Source organism: Tamlana sp. s12 (assembly GCF_016767215.1).
Classification (GTDB): Bacteria; Bacteroidota; Bacteroidia; order Flavobacteriales; family Flavobacteriaceae; genus Pseudotamlana; species Pseudotamlana agarivorans.
Window position 1 is genome coordinate 1,155,749 of sequence record NZ_CP068547.1, and the last position, 17,722, is coordinate 1,173,470.

Annotated in this window: 17 protein-coding genes; 16 read left to right on the forward strand and 1 reads right to left on the reverse strand. The window is 35.0% G+C overall.

Annotated elements, in window-relative coordinates:
- The first annotated feature begins 18 nt into the window (after positions 1-18).
- The 12 genes from JJL45_RS04815 (at position 19) to JJL45_RS04870 (ending at position 11,080) form a co-directional block, all read left to right on the forward strand.
- Positions 19-888 (forward strand): acyl-CoA thioesterase, encoded by an 870-nt coding sequence (locus JJL45_RS04815; RefSeq protein ID WP_202664321.1) that lies wholly within the window; start codon positions 19-21, stop codon positions 886-888.
- Positions 885-1,571 carry a glycerophosphodiester phosphodiesterase gene (locus tag JJL45_RS04820; protein WP_068605228.1) on the forward strand — a complete coding sequence of 229 codons (687 nt, stop codon included), beginning with the start codon at positions 885-887 and terminating at the stop codon, positions 1,569-1,571. The genes JJL45_RS04815 and JJL45_RS04820 overlap by 4 nt, the downstream gene beginning before the upstream one ends.
- On the forward strand, positions 1,568-2,785 hold the full coding sequence (locus JJL45_RS04825; protein WP_202664322.1) for an NAD(P)/FAD-dependent oxidoreductase: 1,218 nt from the start codon (positions 1,568-1,570) through the stop codon (positions 2,783-2,785). Before JJL45_RS04820 ends, JJL45_RS04825 begins: the two co-directional genes overlap by 4 nt.
- Before the next feature lie 447 nt (positions 2,786-3,232).
- Entirely contained in the window at positions 3,233-3,631 is a 399-nt protein-coding gene (locus JJL45_RS04830; RefSeq protein WP_082936005.1) for an endonuclease domain-containing protein, read from the forward strand.
- A 343-nt stretch (positions 3,632-3,974) separates the two neighbouring features.
- A complete protein-coding gene (locus JJL45_RS04835; RefSeq protein ID WP_068605224.1) occupies positions 3,975-4,220 on the forward strand; it encodes a hypothetical protein in 246 nt (81 codons plus the stop codon).
- Positions 4,221-4,479: 259 nt separating this feature from the next.
- On the forward strand, positions 4,480-5,016 hold the full coding sequence (locus JJL45_RS04840; RefSeq protein ID WP_202664323.1) for a DUF1697 domain-containing protein: 537 nt from the start codon (positions 4,480-4,482) through the stop codon (positions 5,014-5,016).
- A gap of 62 nt (positions 5,017-5,078) precedes the next feature.
- Entirely contained in the window at positions 5,079-6,200 is a 1,122-nt protein-coding gene (locus JJL45_RS04845) for a diphosphomevalonate/mevalonate 3,5-bisphosphate decarboxylase family protein (RefSeq protein WP_202664324.1), read from the forward strand.
- Positions 6,201-6,209: 9 nt separating this feature from the next.
- The gene (locus tag JJL45_RS04850) at positions 6,210-6,563 is read left to right on the forward strand and encodes a four helix bundle protein (RefSeq protein WP_202664325.1); all 354 of its coding nucleotides are present in this window, start codon (positions 6,210-6,212) and stop codon (positions 6,561-6,563) included.
- Positions 6,564-6,600: 37 nt separating this feature from the next.
- Positions 6,601-7,530 (forward strand): mevalonate kinase, encoded by a 930-nt coding sequence (locus tag JJL45_RS04855; protein WP_067147170.1) that lies wholly within the window; start codon positions 6,601-6,603, stop codon positions 7,528-7,530.
- Between the two features lie 48 nt (positions 7,531-7,578).
- Positions 7,579-8,481 carry a geranylgeranylglycerol-phosphate geranylgeranyltransferase gene (locus JJL45_RS04860; protein WP_202664326.1) on the forward strand — a complete coding sequence of 301 codons (903 nt, stop codon included), beginning with the start codon at positions 7,579-7,581 and terminating at the stop codon, positions 8,479-8,481.
- 152 nt (positions 8,482-8,633) lie between these two features.
- Entirely contained in the window at positions 8,634-9,491 is an 858-nt protein-coding gene (locus JJL45_RS04865; protein WP_202664327.1) for a pseudouridine synthase, read from the forward strand.
- Positions 9,492-9,784: 293 nt separating this feature from the next.
- Entirely contained in the window at positions 9,785-11,080 is a 1,296-nt protein-coding gene (locus JJL45_RS04870; protein WP_202664122.1) for an IS1380 family transposase, read from the forward strand.
- A 1,028-nt stretch (positions 11,081-12,108) separates the two neighbouring features.
- Here JJL45_RS04870 and JJL45_RS04875 read toward each other — a convergent pair.
- Entirely contained in the window at positions 12,109-12,435 is a 327-nt protein-coding gene (locus JJL45_RS04875) for a hypothetical protein (RefSeq protein WP_202664328.1), read from the reverse strand.
- 424 nt (positions 12,436-12,859) lie between these two features.
- Between JJL45_RS04875 and JJL45_RS04880 the strand changes: the two genes are divergently transcribed.
- From JJL45_RS04880 to JJL45_RS04895, 4 genes are read left to right on the forward strand one after another with little or no spacing between them, the layout of a single operon-like run.
- Positions 12,860-14,257: an arginine decarboxylase gene (locus tag JJL45_RS04880; protein WP_202664329.1), complete on the forward strand. Its 1,398-nt coding sequence runs from the start codon at positions 12,860-12,862 to the stop codon at positions 14,255-14,257.
- Positions 14,247-15,185, forward strand: a complete 939-nt coding sequence (gene speB, locus JJL45_RS04885; protein ID WP_202664330.1) for an agmatinase — start codon at positions 14,247-14,249, stop codon at positions 15,183-15,185. The genes JJL45_RS04880 and speB overlap by 11 nt, the downstream gene beginning before the upstream one ends.
- The gene (locus JJL45_RS04890) at positions 15,175-16,149 is read left to right on the forward strand and encodes a deoxyhypusine synthase family protein (RefSeq protein ID WP_067147181.1); all 975 of its coding nucleotides are present in this window, start codon (positions 15,175-15,177) and stop codon (positions 16,147-16,149) included. The genes speB and JJL45_RS04890 overlap by 11 nt, the downstream gene beginning before the upstream one ends.
- 3 nt (positions 16,150-16,152) lie before the next feature.
- Positions 16,153-17,688, forward strand: a complete 1,536-nt coding sequence (locus JJL45_RS04895) for a bifunctional GNAT family N-acetyltransferase/carbon-nitrogen hydrolase family protein (protein WP_068602805.1) — start codon at positions 16,153-16,155, stop codon at positions 17,686-17,688.
- The last annotated feature ends 34 nt before the right edge of the window (positions 17,689-17,722 follow it).

The window sequence follows — 17,722 nt, forward strand, 5'->3', positions numbered from 1 at the left end:
GAAAAAGAAGAATTAGCCATGACTACTGTTGATGATTTATTAAAACTATTGGTTTTAGAAAAGGTAAATGATTATGTGTTTAATGGCATAAGTAAAACTATTGGGAGTCCAATTGTTTTTGGTGGTCAAGTTCTGGCTCAGGCTATTAATGCTGCAAGTCGTACGGTGTCTGGCCAAAGAAGTTTACATTCCATGCATGCTTATTTTTTAGAGGCTGGAAATCTGGATTACCCCATTACCTATAATGTTACTGTGGTTAGAGATGGTGGTAGTTTTTCGGTACGTCGGGTTACGGCGCACCAGAGCGAAAATACCATCTTTATTCTGGCAGCATCTTTTCATATTGATGAGCTAGGTTATAGCCATCAAATCGAAATGAAATCAGGTTTAAAACAGCCTGAAGCGTTATTGAGTTGGACCGATATTTTAAACCAGTTTGGTGATTTTTTACCCAAGGGATTGAAAGCCTTTTTTGAAGTTGATCGCCCTATAGAATTTAAGCCTACCGAAATTGGAAACCCTTTAGAAAGAAAAGATTTACCACCATTTACCGATGTGTGGTTCAAATTAAAAGGTGATGCTAAAAATTTAGATTTAGCCACAAAACAGCAAATTTTAACGTATATTTCAGATTATAATATTTTAGTGTCTGCTCTTAATCCGCATGCCAGTAAAGCGCATTGGGGCAATACACAAACGGCTAGTTTAGACCATTCGATGTGGTATTTTAGAGACTTTGATTTTAACGATTGGATGTTGTTTTCAATAGAATCGCCCAGCTCTGCAAGTGCTAGAGGCTTTGCAAGAGGAAATATTTTCACGCGTGATGGTAAATTAATAGCCTCGGTAGCACAAGAAGGTTTAATGCGTCCAATTGAAAAAAAATGACAAACAAAGTATTGAAAATAGGGCATCGCGGAGCCAAAGGTCACCTTGCCGAAAACACACTAGAATCCATTAAAAAAGCCCTAGACTTAAAAGTTGATGGCATCGAAATCGATGTGCATCGCTGTGCCTCTGGTGAATTGGTGGTTTTTCACGATTTTACCCTAAATCGCGTTACCGATGGTTTTGGAGAAATTTCTAAACACACTCTAAACAATCTTAAGAAAGTTAAAGTTAAAGGCCGCTATCAAATCGCAACCTTATCGCAGGTGCTTACTTTGGTTGACAATAAATGCTTGTTGAATATTGAGCTAAAAGGTCAGGATACAGCAAAAGAAGCTTGCCGTCTTATTACATTTTTTGTTGATAAAAAAGGATGGGATTACAACAATATTATTGTGTCTAGTTTTCAATTTGATTTGTTAGAAGAGGTTTTTGAAATAAATAAAAACATTCCGCTTGGTGTGCTTACTAATACCAATTTGGAAGAAGCTGTCAACTTCGCGAAACAGATAAACGCCACATCTATTCATCCCAATTACACCATGCTAACTCCCGAAAATGTGGAAGAATTGCGTCAGGATTTCAAGGTTATTGCCTATACCGTGAATAACTTAAAACCTATTGAACGTATGATTGAATATGGTGTTAGCGGGATTATTTCTGATTATCCAGACAGAATATGATCAAAAAGGATGTCATAATTATTGGTGGCGGAGCCGCAGGTTTTTTCGCAGCCATTAATATTGCTGAAAACAATCCCCAATTGCAAGTTGCTATTTTAGAGCGAGCAAAAGAAGGCTTAGCTAAAGTTAAGGTTTCTGGTGGTGGACGCTGCAATGTTACTCACGCCGAATTTATGCCTTCAGAATTGATTAAAAATTATCCTCGCGGGGAGAAAGAACTCCTTGGTCCTTTTCATAAGTTTATGACGGGTGATACCATCGCTTGGTTTGAAGAGCGTGGTGTAGAGTTAAAAATTGAGGATGATGGCCGCATGTTTCCAGTTTCAAATTCGTCACAAACCATTATCGATTGCTTTTTAAGTGAAGCCCAGAAACACGGGGTTGATGTCTTGTATAATCAACCTGTAAAATCGATAGAAAAAGAAGGTGATGCTTTTGTTATTCAAACTTCCGATAATCGTTTTACTTCCTATAAAATATTGGTGGCAACAGGAAGCAATCCGAAAATATGGAAAATTTTAGAGGGTTTGGGGCACAGTGTTTCCGAACCGGTTCCTTCCTTATTTACTTTTAATATTAAAGATGAGCGCATACAGGATATTCCTGGTGTTGTGGCTTTAAATGTAGAGGTGAAAGTTTTAGGAACCAACCTGTGGAGTGAAGGGCCGTTACTTATTACACACTGGGGTATGAGTGCGCCTTCTATTTTAAAATTGTCGGCCTTCGGAGCATTAGAATTAGCTAAACGCGACTATAAATTTCTAATAGAAATTAATTTTATACGTCAATCTTCTGAAGCTGCTTTAGATGTTTTAAAAGACCTGAAACAAACCATGCCTAAAAAAACGGTATTTAAATCTACGCAGTTTGATTTGCCTAAGCGACTATGGCATAAATTGGTTTTAGCTTCAGAAATGTCAGAGACTACACGCTGGGCAGATTTAAATAAAATGCAATTAGAAGCCTTAGCAAAACAACTAACTTCTGCCGTGTTTAACGTAGATGGAAAAAGTACGTTTAAAGAGGAGTTTGTTACCGCTGGAGGTGTCAATCTAAAAGAAGTAAATTTTAAAACTTTTGAGAGTAAGTATGTTGAAAACCTTTATTTCGCAGGCGAAGTTTTAAATATCGATGCCGTTACAGGAGGATTTAATTTCCAAAATGCTTGGACTGGAGCTTTTATTGCAGCTCGAGATATAGCGAAGTCCGTTTAAACAATCATAGAACAGAATTTTTCACAACAGTTTCAACTCTAGTAAGAGGGGATTAAGGGGTGTGGTCAAAGTTTTTTAGAACCTTGAAATGAATACTAGGTTCAAAAATTAAGCAGTATTGTTTTACACCTCCCTTAGTCCCTCCTTATTAGGAGGGAAACTCATACACCAAAAAAACTCATAATCATACAACGATTTTTCGTAACAGTTTCCCCTCTAGAAAGAGGGGATTAAGGGGTGTGTTGTGGAAGTTTCTCAAACATGAAATGAATTTATGTTCTAAAATAAAAGGTATAGTTTTACACCTCCCTTAGTCCCTCCTTATTAGACGGGAAACTCATGCGCTAAAAGAAGTAACAATTTTATTGGAGATTTTTTCATAACAGTTTCTCCTCTAGTAAGATGGTATTAAAGATTGTTTTTGTTGGTTTTTCGTACATTTGTAAAATGAAAATAAACTATAATCCAAAACTCAAAGAGTTTGCAAGGCAGCTTCGAAATAATTCCACAAAATCAGAAATTAAACTGTGGACTTATCTAAGACGGAATCAAATGTATGGTTACGATTTTCATAGACAAAAACCGATTGATGAATATATAGTTGACTTTTTTTGCAACAAATTACAATTAGCAATTGAATGTGATGGCTATTCTCATCAAATATTAGAGGTTTATGAGAAAGATGTCAAAAAAACAAAACGTTTAAATGAGCTAGATATTCATGTTTTACGTTTCTCAGATTATCAAATTATGAATGATATTGATAATGTTATTAGAGCCATCGAAGATTATATTTTTAAATTTGAAGAGTATGGTTTTACACCTCCCTTAGTCCCTCCTTATTAGGAGGGAAACTCATACGCTAGAAAAGAGTAATAATTATAAAGTAAAATTATTCATAACAGTTTCCCCTCTAGCAAGAGGGGATTAAGGGGTGTGTTGTCGATGTTTTTTCTAACATGAAATAGAATTTATGTTCAAAATTTAAGGGTATGTGTTTTACACCTCCCTTAGTCTCTCCTTATTAGGAGGGAAACTTTTGCGTTAAATGAAGTAACAAATTAAAGGTAGTTTATTCATAACAGTTTCCCCCTCTAGTAAGATGGGGTAAGGGATTGTCTTTAATAAAAGTATAAAATCTATTCGTTTTAATATATTTTGTATATATTTAATATATAAAATATATATCATGGGAAAGACGAAAAAACTTATTGAATTAGACGATAAAGCTATTGAGATTCTAGAAAAGCAAGCCAAGCTCGAAAAGCGCTCGTTAAAAAATTATATAGAATATACTTTAGAGGAGCAAGCTGTGCGTTTTAGCGAACCTTCCGAAGCCTATAAGGCGATGATGGATGATATCTTAGATAAAATGGAGAAGAATGAAATAGATTTCATATCAATGGATGCTGTTAAGAAGAAGTATGGTTTATAAATTAATTATAACTCCAGAAGCTTTTAGGGAAATTGATTTAGCAGTTTGTTATTTTAAAACGAAAAACATTGAAGACTCGTTTTTGAAGGAGTTGAGTGAGCAAATAATATTTTTAGAAAAGCATCCTTTAACAAGACAAGTTCGCTACAAAAACATAAGAATCCATCTGTTTGAAAAATTCAATTATTCATTTCACTATGTAGTGGTTGATGATGAAGTGCGAATATTGAGCTTTCTTAACCAAAAACAAGATTTTTAAATGAAAACCTATATCGCCCTTTTAAGAGGGATTAATGTAAGCGGACAAAAGAAAATTCCCATGGTTGAACTTCGTGAGTTGCTTTCTGGTAGTGGGTTAGAAAACGTTCAAACCTATATTCAAAGTGGGAATGTTTTGTTTCAATCTTCTGAAGAAAATCTTCAAAAATTAGAATTAAAAATACATCAAGCGATTGAATCACATTTTGGTTTTGATGTGCCTGTTTTAATAAAAACTCATAAAGATCTGCAGTGTATTTTTGATGGGTGTCCTTTTTCCGAAGAAAAAAAGAAAAACAGTTATTTTACATTTTTATATGAGTCGCCGCAACAGGAAGTCATTGAAGGCGTTTCAGGATTAAGTTTTCCTAATGAGGAATTTGTAATCACTCCAGAATGCATTTATTTCTATAGTGCCATAGGATACGGGAAGGCAAAATGTAGTAACAATTTCTTTGAACGTAAACTCAAAATAACAGCCACCGCCAGAAATTATAAAACGATGGTTAAGCTTTTAGCTTTGTCTGAAGCTAATTAAAAAGTCCACCAGATATTTCCTTACTTTTGCCAAGCAAAATCCGTTTTACTGAACATTATAACATGACAGAAAATAATTTTATACCTAAACCATACACAAACCCTATCGAAAAAGGCGCTTTTACATGGTCGTCGCCAAGTAATATCGCTTTAGTAAAATATTGGGGTAAAAAGAAAGATCAGATTCCTGAAAATCCGTCTATCAGTTTTACTTTAAATAATTGTAAAACGACTACGACTTTAAGTTTTTCAAAAAAAGCTGATAAGGAAGCCTTTTCATTTGATGTGTATTTGGATGGTGAAAAAAAAGAGAGTTTTAAATCTAAAATAGAAACTTTTTTTAATCGTGTTGAGGTGTATTTACCATTTTTAAAAGCCTATCATTTTAAAATTGAAACGTCTAATACTTTTCCTCATAGTTCAGGAATTGCATCTTCAGCTTCAGGAATGAGTGCTTTGGCCTTGTGTTTAATGAGTATTGAAGAGGCGTTAATGGGTGGTTCTGTCATTCCGAGCGGAGTCGAGGAATCTCAAGCGGAAACTTATTTCATTCAAAAGGCCTCGTTTTTAGCCCGTTTGGGTTCCGGATCTGCTTGTAGAAGTCTGGAAGGTGATTTGGTAGTGTGGGGACAACATGAGTCTATTGAAGGGAGTTCCGATTTGTTTGGTGTGAAATTTCCACATCAAGTCCATAAGGCGTTTAAAAATTACCAAGACACCATTTTGTTGGTGGATAAAGGTGAAAAAGTGGTGAGTAGCACGGTGGGACATAATTTGATGCACGGACACCCTTTCGCACAAGAACGTTTTAAGCAAGCCGATAAAAACTTAAAAACGATTACCCAAATTTTAAAATCGGGTGATTTGGATGAATTTATCGCTTTGGTGGAAAGTGAAGCTTTAACGCTTCATGCTATGATGATGACCAGTATGCCGTATTTTATCCTGATGAAGCCTAATACGTTGGAAATTATTAATAAAATATGGGAGTTTCGCGCAGAAACAGGCTCTAAAGTTTGTTTTACACTAGATGCTGGTGCAAACGTTCATGTGTTGTATCCAGAACATGAAGCTAAGGCAGTAAGAATGTTTATTGAAATGGAGTTGGCAGATTTTTGTCAAAATAAGCAGTTTATTCATGATTCAGTAGGGTTCGGAGCCTGTCAATTGATAAATAACAATTGAAAATTAACAATGAAGAGGGATAATGTTATTAAAACTAAAAGTTTTAATTTTGCAGTAAGAATTGTTAATCTGTATAGGTTCTTAATAACAGAACATGAAGAATTTGTGTTATCAAAGCAATTACTTCGTTCGGGTACCTCAATTGGTGCTAACGTTAGGGAAGCGGAACATGCTGAGAGTAAAGCGGATTTTATTCATAAACTCTCGATTTCATTAAAAGAGGCAAATGAAACGGAATATTGGCTGGATTTACTTAAGGAAACAGGCTATTTAAATAATTCTGAGTATCTTAGCCTCGAATTTGATGTTAAAGAGATATTGAAGTTGTTGACAAGTATTATTAAAACGTCAAAACTTAAGTAATTATTAATTATTAACTATCAATTGTTAATTGAAAAAGATGAAAGGACCTTTATTCTATTCTAAAATTCTACTTTTCGGCGAATACGGAATCATCAAAGATTCTAAAGGCCTATCCATTCCTTACAATTTTTATAACGGTGCTTTAAAGAAGTCTGAAAACCCTTCGGAGGCTGCTATAAAATCGAATGCGAGTTTAAAGCGCTTTGCTGAATATATTCAGAATATCGATTCTGAATTGGTGCGTTTTGATTATGCGTTGTTGAAGGAAGATGTAGATTCGGGCATGTATTTCGATTCTTCTATTCCTCAAGGATATGGCGTAGGAAGTAGCGGTGCTTTAGTGGCTGCCATTTACGATCAGTATGCTTTTGATAAAATAACCGTTCTTGAAAATCTAACCAGAGAAAAGCTATTAAAACTAAAAGCTATTTTTTCGGAAATGGAATCGTTTTTCCACGGAAAATCTTCTGGACTAGATCCTTTAAATAGCTATTTAAGCATTCCTATTTTAATAAACTCTAAAGATAATATCGAAGCAACAGGCATACCAGCACAGCAAAGTGAAGGTAAAGGCGCTGTGTTTTTAATTGATAGTGGTATTATTGGAGAAACAGCTCCTATGGTGAGTTTGTTTATGGAAAATATGAAACAAGAAGGTTTCCGTAATATGCTTAAAACCCAATTCATAAAACATACCGATGCCTGCGTAGAAGATTTCCTTAAGGGTAACGTGAAGTCTTTGTTTAAAAATACGAAGCAATTGTCTAAAATTGTTTTAAGTCATTTTAAACCGATGATTCCACAGCAGTTTCATGAACTATGGGAAAATGGTATCAATACCAACGACTACTATTTAAAACTTTGCGGCTCTGGCGGTGGTGGCTATATTCTTGGTTTTACAGAGGATATCGAAAAAGCTAAAAAATCGCTTAGTGATTATAAATTGGAGGTGGTTTATAATTTTTAAATCTTAGAGTTATTCCTAACTTTAGGCTTTCAATAAAATACTTCTCCCATGTTAAGCAGAAAACAGAAGCTCATTCTACTTAAGTTTTTTAGTATGTTTTCTGTAGTGCGCGGTTATAATATTTTAATTGTTATCATAGCACAGTATTTAACGTCTATTTATATTTTGGCTCATGACAAGCCATTAAAAGAAGTCGTTTCCGACCTTAATTTGCTCATGCTAGTTTTGGCATCATCAGCAACTATTGCTGGGGGCTATATCATTAATAATTTTTACGATTCGGAGAAAGATTTAATCAATCGACCTATAAAATCGCGCTTGGATAAATTAGTGAGTCAGAATACCAAGCTTTCCTTTTATTTTGTGCTTAATTTTTTGGCAGTCATCATGGCGAGTTATGTGTCGTTTCGAGCCGTTGTGTTCTTTTCAATTTACATTTTCGGCATTTGGTTGTATTCCCATAAGTTGAAAAAAATGCCTTTTATTGGAAATTTGACTTCGGCCATACTTATGATCACGCCGTTTTTTGCCATTTTTATGTACTATAAAAACTATGAAACGGTCATTTTTGTACATGCCATTTTCTTGTTTTTAATGATTTCCATGCACGAGCTAACTAAAGATTTGGAAAATATTAAAGGTGATATTGCTCAGAATTATGTGACTATTCCAGTGGCATACGGCGAGCGCGTTTCTAAAGTGATGCTTACTATTTTAGCGTTGTTAACGTTGGTGCCAGCTTACCTGTTACTGTTTAAATTTGATGTTGGTCACATGGATATGTTTTTCTATTTGAGCATATTTTTACTTTTAATATTCCTGTTTTTGTTGTGGAAATCTAAAGCAAAATTACATTACTTAATCCTTCATAATATTCTAAAGCTCATTATTCTAGCAGGGGTGTTCAGTATTTTGCTAATTGATGTGCATGTGATATTGAATCGGATTTAGTGTCGGATTTCAAAAGCGCTATTGGTCATTTTTTTTACAAAAATCAAAAATATTAGATTTTTAAACTTACTAGTAAATAAAACGCTTAAACTTTGGGCATCATCATTAAGAAGTCATAATTTTAAGTATATCTTTGCATAAAATTATTAGTCATGAACAGACATCAAGGAAGTAAAGGAAAAGGAAAACCATCGGGACGTGGTAGTGGAAACCAACGTTCCACCAGTTATGCAAGAGGAAATGCTCCTATAAAAAAAGCCAATGTGGCACCTAAAAACACAACATCTAAGCCTGCAGGAAACCCTGGTGAAATTAGATTAAATAAATACGTAGCCAATTCGGGAATGTGCTCACGACGTGAGGCTGATGTACATATTGCCACAGGTTTAGTTTCTGTAAACGGAAAAGTTATTACAGAAATGGGCTATAAAGTGAAGCCTGGCGATGAGGTACGTTACGACGGTGCAAGAATTAACCCAGAGAAAAAAGCATACGTTTTACTAAATAAACCAAAAGGGTTTGCAACCACGACTAGCGAAGGTAAAGGAAGAACAGTTATGGATTTAGTAGCCAATGCAACCAGTTCTAGAATAAAACCGATTGGACGCTTAGGACGTAACTCTAAAGGCTTATTGTTATTTACCAATGATGATGATGTTGCTGCAAAATTCACCAATTCTAAAAATGGTGTGGCGCGTTTGTTCCATATCGAATTGGATAAAAACTTAAAGTTAGAAGATTTAAAAAAGATTCAAGCAGGCTTTAAATCGGAAGGAAAATTAATTGAAGTTGAAGAGATTAGTTATATCGACGGCGCTTCAAAAAAGGAAATAGGATTGAAAATTAAAAATACAGGAAACACTATTATCCGTACTATTTTTGATTATTTCAAATACGATATTATAAATTTAGACTGTGTTGCTATCGGGCATCTTACTAAAAAAGATATTCCGCGTGGTAGCTGGAAACACTTAACAGAGCAGGAGCTTAATACGCTTAAAATGCTTTAGTATTTAAGATATAAAATTTTGTAATCAGCACGCTTAACTTTATTGTTTAGCGTGCTGATTTTGTTTTACACGCTTCTGTTCCGTCACCCTGAATTTATTTTCAGGGTCTCATCAAACTTTTTTGATATTTACTCAAAATTGAAAAGTGATGTTTTGGATCGAGAAGCCGATAGCGCGGACTTGTACCTTAAATCCGTAGGTATAGAGTAAAAAACAACCGCAAACTATTTGTTTACAAAGGTTTGCGGTTTTGTGTGTTTTCACCTAAATTGGTGTTGCTACAAAAACACATTATGAAAATAATAAAATCTCAACGTATTAATCCTTTTGGAGGATTAAATTTTGTTATCAATGAGTTTGAACAGCTTGGTTTAGGCACATTGCTTGAAAACAATTTACCACATATAGTACAGCAAGCTTCTTATAGTTGGAAAGACTTATTATATTCCTTTTGGTCTATCTATTTTTGTGGAGGAGATTGTATTGAAGATATCTCGTTGAACTTAAAAGAGCATCTAAGAGATAATCCTTTTTTTAGAGTACCAAGTCCTGATAGGATTCTTGATAGATTCAAAGAATTATCACAGACAAAAGACCTTTTTACATTACCCAGAGGCACTAGTTTACATCAATTTGGCTTGAACTTTACTTTAAATGAGTTGAATTTAAGATTATTGAAAAAGTTGAACTTAACTACCACGAATGATCATATTTTAGATTATGACAATACGATTCTATACACCAATAAGAAAGACAGCATAAGAACTTACAAAAAGGGCTCTGGATACTGCCCAGGAGTGGGGATAATTAAGAATAATATTGTTTATGTTGAAAATCGAAATGGAAATAGTGCAGCCAAAGATTTACAGTTAGAAACATTAACTAGAATGTTTTATGAACTCGAAAATCAAGGAATACAAATTGATGCTTTTAGAGCCGATGCAGCTTCTTATCAAGTTAATGTGGTTGATTTTATTTCTACAAAAGTTAATCGATTCTTTATTAGAGCATGTATGAGCGACGCATTGGCTAAAAGGATATCTGAAATAACTAACTGGTCTGAACAAAGGGTCGGCTCCGAAACAATTTTCAGAGGAGAAATAAAATTCACTCCCTTTATAAGATCATTAAAACGAAAAAAACAACTCCATAAAACTAAGGAATACAGGCTTGTTGTAAGTAAAATAGAGCGTAATGACAAACAGGTAAATTTATTTACTAAAGATGCTTATTTGTATTCAGCGATATTGACCAACGACTTTTCGATGTCCATCAATGAAGTTGTTGATTTTTATAATCAACGTGGAGCGATTGAAAAAGAATTTGATATTCTCAAGAATGACTTTGGATGGAACAACTTGCCGTTTTCAAAATTAGAGCAAAATACAGTTTTTCTGTTATTTACTGCTATGTGCAGGAATTTGTATCAGTATATTATAGAACGGTTTTCCAAACGATTTAAGGGATTAAAGGCAAACTATAGAATTAAAAAATTCATCTTTAGATTTATATCCATTCCTGCCAAATGGATAAAAACGGCTAGGCAATATAAATTAAGGGTGTATGGAATTATTCACTTTAAAACTTAACAAAGAAAAGTGTCAAGCCCCAACAGTTTAATGTAAAAAAAATTAAACCCCAACAAAGTTGGGGCTATCCTATATACAGTAGCTTCCTTGTGTAAGCAAACAGATCAAACACAAACACAAGAACCTTAAAAACTTCAAACATTTAACACCTGAAAAAATGAGAAATACTACCAGAAATCATTACAGCTAAACAAAATACTATAACCTACGGATTTAAGGTACAAGTCCGCGCTATCGGATTTATTTGATAGGCTTTAACGCATTTTTAACAGCAATAACAAGGGTTTATGACATTTATCATAAACTACATCCTACCTTTTACGGAACTTTGTCTTGTTAATGTAAAACAGTGGTTCGTTTTTCATATAAAATGTTTGGTTAGTTTAAAACTGTTCAGTCTTTGCGAAGGTTGAACAGTTTTTTTTTTTTGCCGTTATTTAAAGGTAGGAAGGGCTGAAGAATCTGTTTGACTGTAAGTTGTTGTAACGTAGAGATTCTTAAAGAGGCACTGAGATACATAAAGTTCCTTTTATGTTGTTTTGATAGGCTTAAAATTTTATGATCTTCGAGCGGAGACGAGAAGGTGATTCTATTAAGAGTTTAACGGTTCTCGACTTCTCACCAACACCCTGGATTGGGGTTTGACGCATTTTGAATTTATTTGAAATGCTTTAACGCATTTTTAACAGCAATAGCAAGGGTTTATGACATTTATCATAAATCACATCCTGTCTTTTACGGAACTTTGTCTTGTTAATGTAAAACAGTGGTTCGTTTTTCATATAAAATGTTTGGTTAGTTTAAAACTGTTCAATCTTTGCGAAGGTTGAACAGTTTTTTTTTTTGTTGTTCATTCAGAGGGAGTAATGACTTAAGAATCTGTTTTCATAGAAATTTGTGGTAACGCAGAGATTCGCAAAGAGGCACAGAGTTACACGGAGTTAGCTTTATGCTGTTTTGATTGGCTTTAAATTTTAATGGTTCTCGACTTCGCTCGAACACCATGGTGTTGAAAGTTTTGTTGATTTTCAAGGTTGTGAATAAAAGGATTCAGACCCTTCAGGTTTTTGAAACCTGAAGGGTCTTATAGAAAAACCAAAAACCAAAAACCAAAAACCAAAAACCAAAAACCAAAAACCAAAAACCAAAAACCAAAAACCAAAAACCAAAAACCAAAAACCAAAAACCAAAAACCAAAAACCAAAAACCAAAAACCAAAAACCAAAAACCAAAAACCAAAAACCAAAAACCAAAAACCAAAAACCAATCTCCAACCTCCGGGTTAGGGATAGCAGTGGAAATCCTTTTTTTGCTGAATAATGAAAGGGAAATGCAACTGAAATTTCGGATTTCAATAAATTGAAATGGACATCCTAAAGCCTTGAAAAAAAGATTGTAACGGATAGCCCGACCCTTGGGTAACCCCCAAAATAGAGCTTTGAAATAGAGGTGAATTAAAATTTTCAAAAAAAAACTTAAAAAAAGTTTGTAATTCGATTTTTTGTTTTTCATTTGCACTCTATTTAGCTGAACAAATTGAACAATGTTTCTATGTTCGGGCTTTTGAAAATTAGGAAGTCATATTCAAAAGCAGCTTACAGATTAAGCGACCGAATTTTAAAGCTAACTTCCGTATCTCCCATATATGCGATTCAGCATGAATACGGCTTTGTGCCTACTACCGAAAAGGAAATTCAAATTTGATATTGTTTGTTTTTTATTAAATTAACGTGTAGTTAATCTACAGATTACATCTTTAACTTTTTAAAAATAAACAAATTGAATACAAAATATATTGATTTAATAAATCAGACTTACGATTTTCCACAAGAAGAATTTAAGGTTGATAAAGGACAGTTGCATTTTCATGATATCGATTTAATGGCCCTTACTAAGGAATATGGTGCGCCGTTAAAATTCACTTACTTGCCACAAATTTCTAATAATATTAATAAGGCGAAAAAGTGGTTTGCTGAAGCGATTGAAAAGCACAATTATAAAGGGAAATACAATTACTGCTATTGTACAAAAAGCTCACATTTTAAACACGTTTTAGATACCGCTTTAAAAAATGATATTCATATTGAAACCTCTTCGGCTTTCGATATTGATATTGTTGAAAGCCTAAAGGCCGAAGGTAAAATTACCGACGACACCTTTGTTATTAGTAACGGTTTTAAACGTGCGCAATACATTACTAACATCGCGCGATTGATTAATAACGGCCATAAAAATGCGATTCCGATTATTGATAATTACGAGGAAATCGATTTACTTTCTCAAGAGATTGAAGGCAAATTTAATGTGGGTATTCGTATCGCGTCGGAGGAAGAGCCTAAATTTGAGTTCTATACCTCAAGGTTAGGGATTGGTTATAAGAATATTGTACCTTTCTATAAAAATCAGATCGCTAACAATAAAAAGGTTGAACTTAAAATGTTACACTTTTTTATTAATACCGGTATTCGCGATACGGCTTACTACTGGAACGAACTTTTAAAGTGTTTGAAGGTTTATACCAGCTTGAAAAAGATTTGTCCGTCGTTGGATAGTTTAAATATTGGAGGTGGTTTCCCTATTAAAAACTCGTTGGCTTTCGATTTTGATTACGAATACATGGTTGATGAAATTATCAATCAGATTCAATTAACTTGTGAAGAAGAAGGTGTTGAAGTGCCTAATATATTCACTGAGTTTGGAAGCTTTACCGTAGGGGAAAGTGGTGGCGCGATTTACGAAGTGCTTTACCAAAAACAACAGAACGATCGTGAAAAGTGGAACATGATTAACTCGTCATTTATCACAACCTTACCAGATACTTGGGCCATAAATAAACGTTTTATATTATTGGCTGTAAACCGTTGGCAAGATACTTACGAGCGTGTTCTATTAGGAGGTTTAACTTGCGATAGCGACGATTATTACAACAGTGAGCAGCATATGAACGCGATTTATATGCCAAAATATAACAAAGATAAACCCTTGTATATCGGGTTTTTTAACACGGGCGCTTACCAAGAAACTATTGGTGGTTTTGGAGGATTGCAGCATTGCTTGATACCATCGCCAAAACATGTTTTAATCGATAGAGATGCCGATGGAAACATCACAACAAAATTATTTAGTGAACAACAAAAAAGTGAAGACTTACTTAAAATTTTAGGTTATGAGCAATAAAACCTACGCTGGAATTCCAGAAGAATTTGGGAAATTAGAAAATGCAAAAATCGTTTTAATTCCTGTGCCTTACGATGGTACCAGCACTTGGCAAAAAGGGGCTGATAAAGGGCCAAAAGCTTTTTTAGATGCTTCTGAAAACATGGAGCTTTACGATATCGAAACGGGAACAGAAGTATACCAACAAGGTGTATTTTTGGCCGATCCTGTTACCGAAAACGAGTCGCCAGAAGCCATGGTAGATGCTGTGCATAAAACCACTAAAAAATACATTAAAAAGAATAAATTCGTTACCATTTTTGGTGGTGAACACTCGATTTCTATAGGAACCATTCGTGCCTTTAACGATATGTACCCAAGTTTAACAGTGTTGCATATTGATGCGCATGCCGATTTACGTAAAAGCTACGAAGGTACAAGTTGTAACCATGCTTGTGCGGTGTACGAAGCGAGCCAAACGACCAACTTAATTCAGGTGGGCATTCGCTCAATGGATATCATGGAGAAAACTGTGATGGACGAAGAGAAAACCTATTTCGCTCATGAAATGGCTATGGATGATACTTGGATGGATTCGGCAATCGATCAAATGACCGATAACGTGTTTATTACTTTCGATTTAGATGCTTTCGATCCATCGATTATGCCAAGCACAGGAACTCCAGAGCCAGGCGGATTATTATGGTACGAAGCTTTAGATTTCTTAAAACAGGTTTTTGCCGAAAAGAATGTGGTAGGTTTCGATATTGTGGAACTATGCCCTAACAAAAAAGAAAAATCATCAGATTTCTTAGCTGCAAAATTGTATTATAAAATGTTAAGCTATAAATTTATGGACGAAGGTGTTGATGATGAGTATGATAATGCCTTCGATAATTCAAAACAAAAAAATAACGTTTCAAAATTCAGCGATAACGATGAGTACTAAAGGACCAATTTCACAATTTATAGAAAAACATTATTTACACTTTAATGCGGCTGCCTTAGTTGATGCTGCTAAAGGCTATGAAGCACAACTGGAATCTGGCGCTAAAATGTTAGTGTCGCTTGCTGGTGCTATGAGTACTGCCGAATTGGGTAAAAGTTTTGCCGAAATGATTCGTCAAGATAAAGTGCAAATTATTTCTTGTACTGGTGCCAACCTTGAGGAAGATATCATGAATTTGGTAGCGCACTCGCACTATAAACGTGTGCCTAACTACCGCGATTTAACGCCACAAGAAGAGTGGGACTTATTAGAAAAAGGTCTAAACCGTGTAACCGATACTTGTATTCCTGAAGAGGAAGCGTTTCGTCGTTTACAAGCGCATATTGTTGATATTTGGAAAGAAGCTGAAGCTAAAGGTGAACGTTATTTACCACATGAATACATGTATAAAATGCTATTGTCTGGCGTTTTAGAGCAGTATTATGAGATCGATTTAAAGGATTCTTGGATGTACGCTGCCGCGGAAAAAAACCTACCTATTGTTTGCCCAGGTTGGGAAGATAGTACTATGGGGAATATTTTTGCAAGCTACGTGTTAAAAGGCGAGTTGAAAGCAAGCACCATGAAATCTGGAATTGAATATATGACCTTTTTAGCCGATTGGTACACTGATAATTCTGAAAAAGGTATTGGTTTCTTCCAAATTGGAGGAGGTATTGCTGGCGATTTCCCTATTTGTGTCGTACCGATGTTATACCAAGATATGGAACGTACCGATACACCTTTCTGGAGCTATTTCTGCCAAATTAGTGATTCTACTACAAGTTACGGGTCGTATTCTGGAGCTGTGCCTAACGAAAAAATCACTTGGGGGAAATTGGATATCGATACGCCAAAATTCATTATCGAGAGTGATGCTACCATCGTAGCGCCACTTATTTTCGCCTATTTATTAGGTCAGTAAGACATGGATACGAACAGTATTGAAAATATAGAGCTTAAGTACCTTACGGTCGATGATTTTAAAGAACTAAAAGCTGCGACTTTAGAGTCGTATGCAGGGGTGCTTACGTCGTATTGGAAAAAAAAACATATTAAAGCTTTAACCACCATGTTCCCAGAGGGGCAGGTGGTTATTAAAGTTGATGGTGATATTGCAGGTTGCGCCTTATCCCTTATTGTAGATTACGATTCCATTGAAGATGAGCACACCTATGAAGATATTATTAGTGGCGAATCGTTTAAAAATCATAATGCCGAAGGCGATGTGCTTTATGGTATTGATGTGTTTATAAAACCACAATATCGCGGGTTGCGTCTAGGGCGTCGTCTTTACGATTATAGAAAAGAAGTTTGCGAGAATTTAAACTTAAAAAGTATAGTATTTGGCGGGCGTATGCCTAATTACTATAAGCATAAGGAGCTCACGCCAAAGCAATATATTGAGAAAGTAAAGCGCAAAGAAATTCACGATCCTGTTTTAAATTTTCAGATTTCTAACGATTTTCACCCCGTTCGTGTTTTAAAAAATTATTTAGAAGGCGATACCGCATCCAACGAGTATGCGGTTTTAATGGAGTGGGATAATATCTATTATGAAAAACCGAGCAAGAAAGCGAGCACCGTAAAAACCGTAGTGCGATTGGGTTTAATTCAGTGGCAAATGCGTCCGTATAAAGGCTTGGACGATTTAATGGAGCAGGCAGAGTATTTCATCGATAGCGTTGCTGCATATCGTTCAGATTTTGCAGTGTTTCCTGAGTTTTTCAACGCCCCTTTAATGGCGGAGTTCAACCACATGCACGAACCAGATGCTATTCGAGAACTTGCAAAGTTCACCGAAACTATCGTTAATAAACTGAAACAGCTTTCTATTTCTTACAATATCAATATCATTTCAGGGTCTATGCCCGAAGTGGTAAATGATAAGCTATATAACGTAGGTTATTTGTGTAGAAGAGATGGGAGTTTGGAGCGTTATGAAAAAATTCATGTGACGCCCGATGAAGCTAAAGTTTGGGGGATGCAATGCGGAAATAAATTGCAAACTTTTGAAACCGATTGTGGTAAAATAGGCATCCTAATTTGTTACGATTCTGAGTTTCCGGAGTTGTCGCGCTTATTGGCCGATGAAGGTATGGATATTCTATTCATTCCTTTTTTAACCGATACGCAAAACGGCTATTCTCGTGTACGTTTATGTGCGCAAGCGCGTGCTGTTGAGAACGAATGTTATGTGGCCATTTCGGGAAGTGTTGGTAACTTGCCTAATGTGAATAATATGGACATTCAATATGCACAGTCGGCTGTATTTACACCATGCGATTTTTCGTTTCCAAGTAACGGAATAAAGGCTGAAGCCACCACAAATACTGAAATGATTTTGGTTGCCGATGTCGACTTAAGTTTATTGAGAGAACTTCATTCTTTTGGAGCAGTAAAAAATTTAAAAGATAGAAGAAAAGATTTTTACGATGTTATTCGAATTAAAAGCGATAAATAGTATATTTAAACCTATTACAAACAACATTTTACTT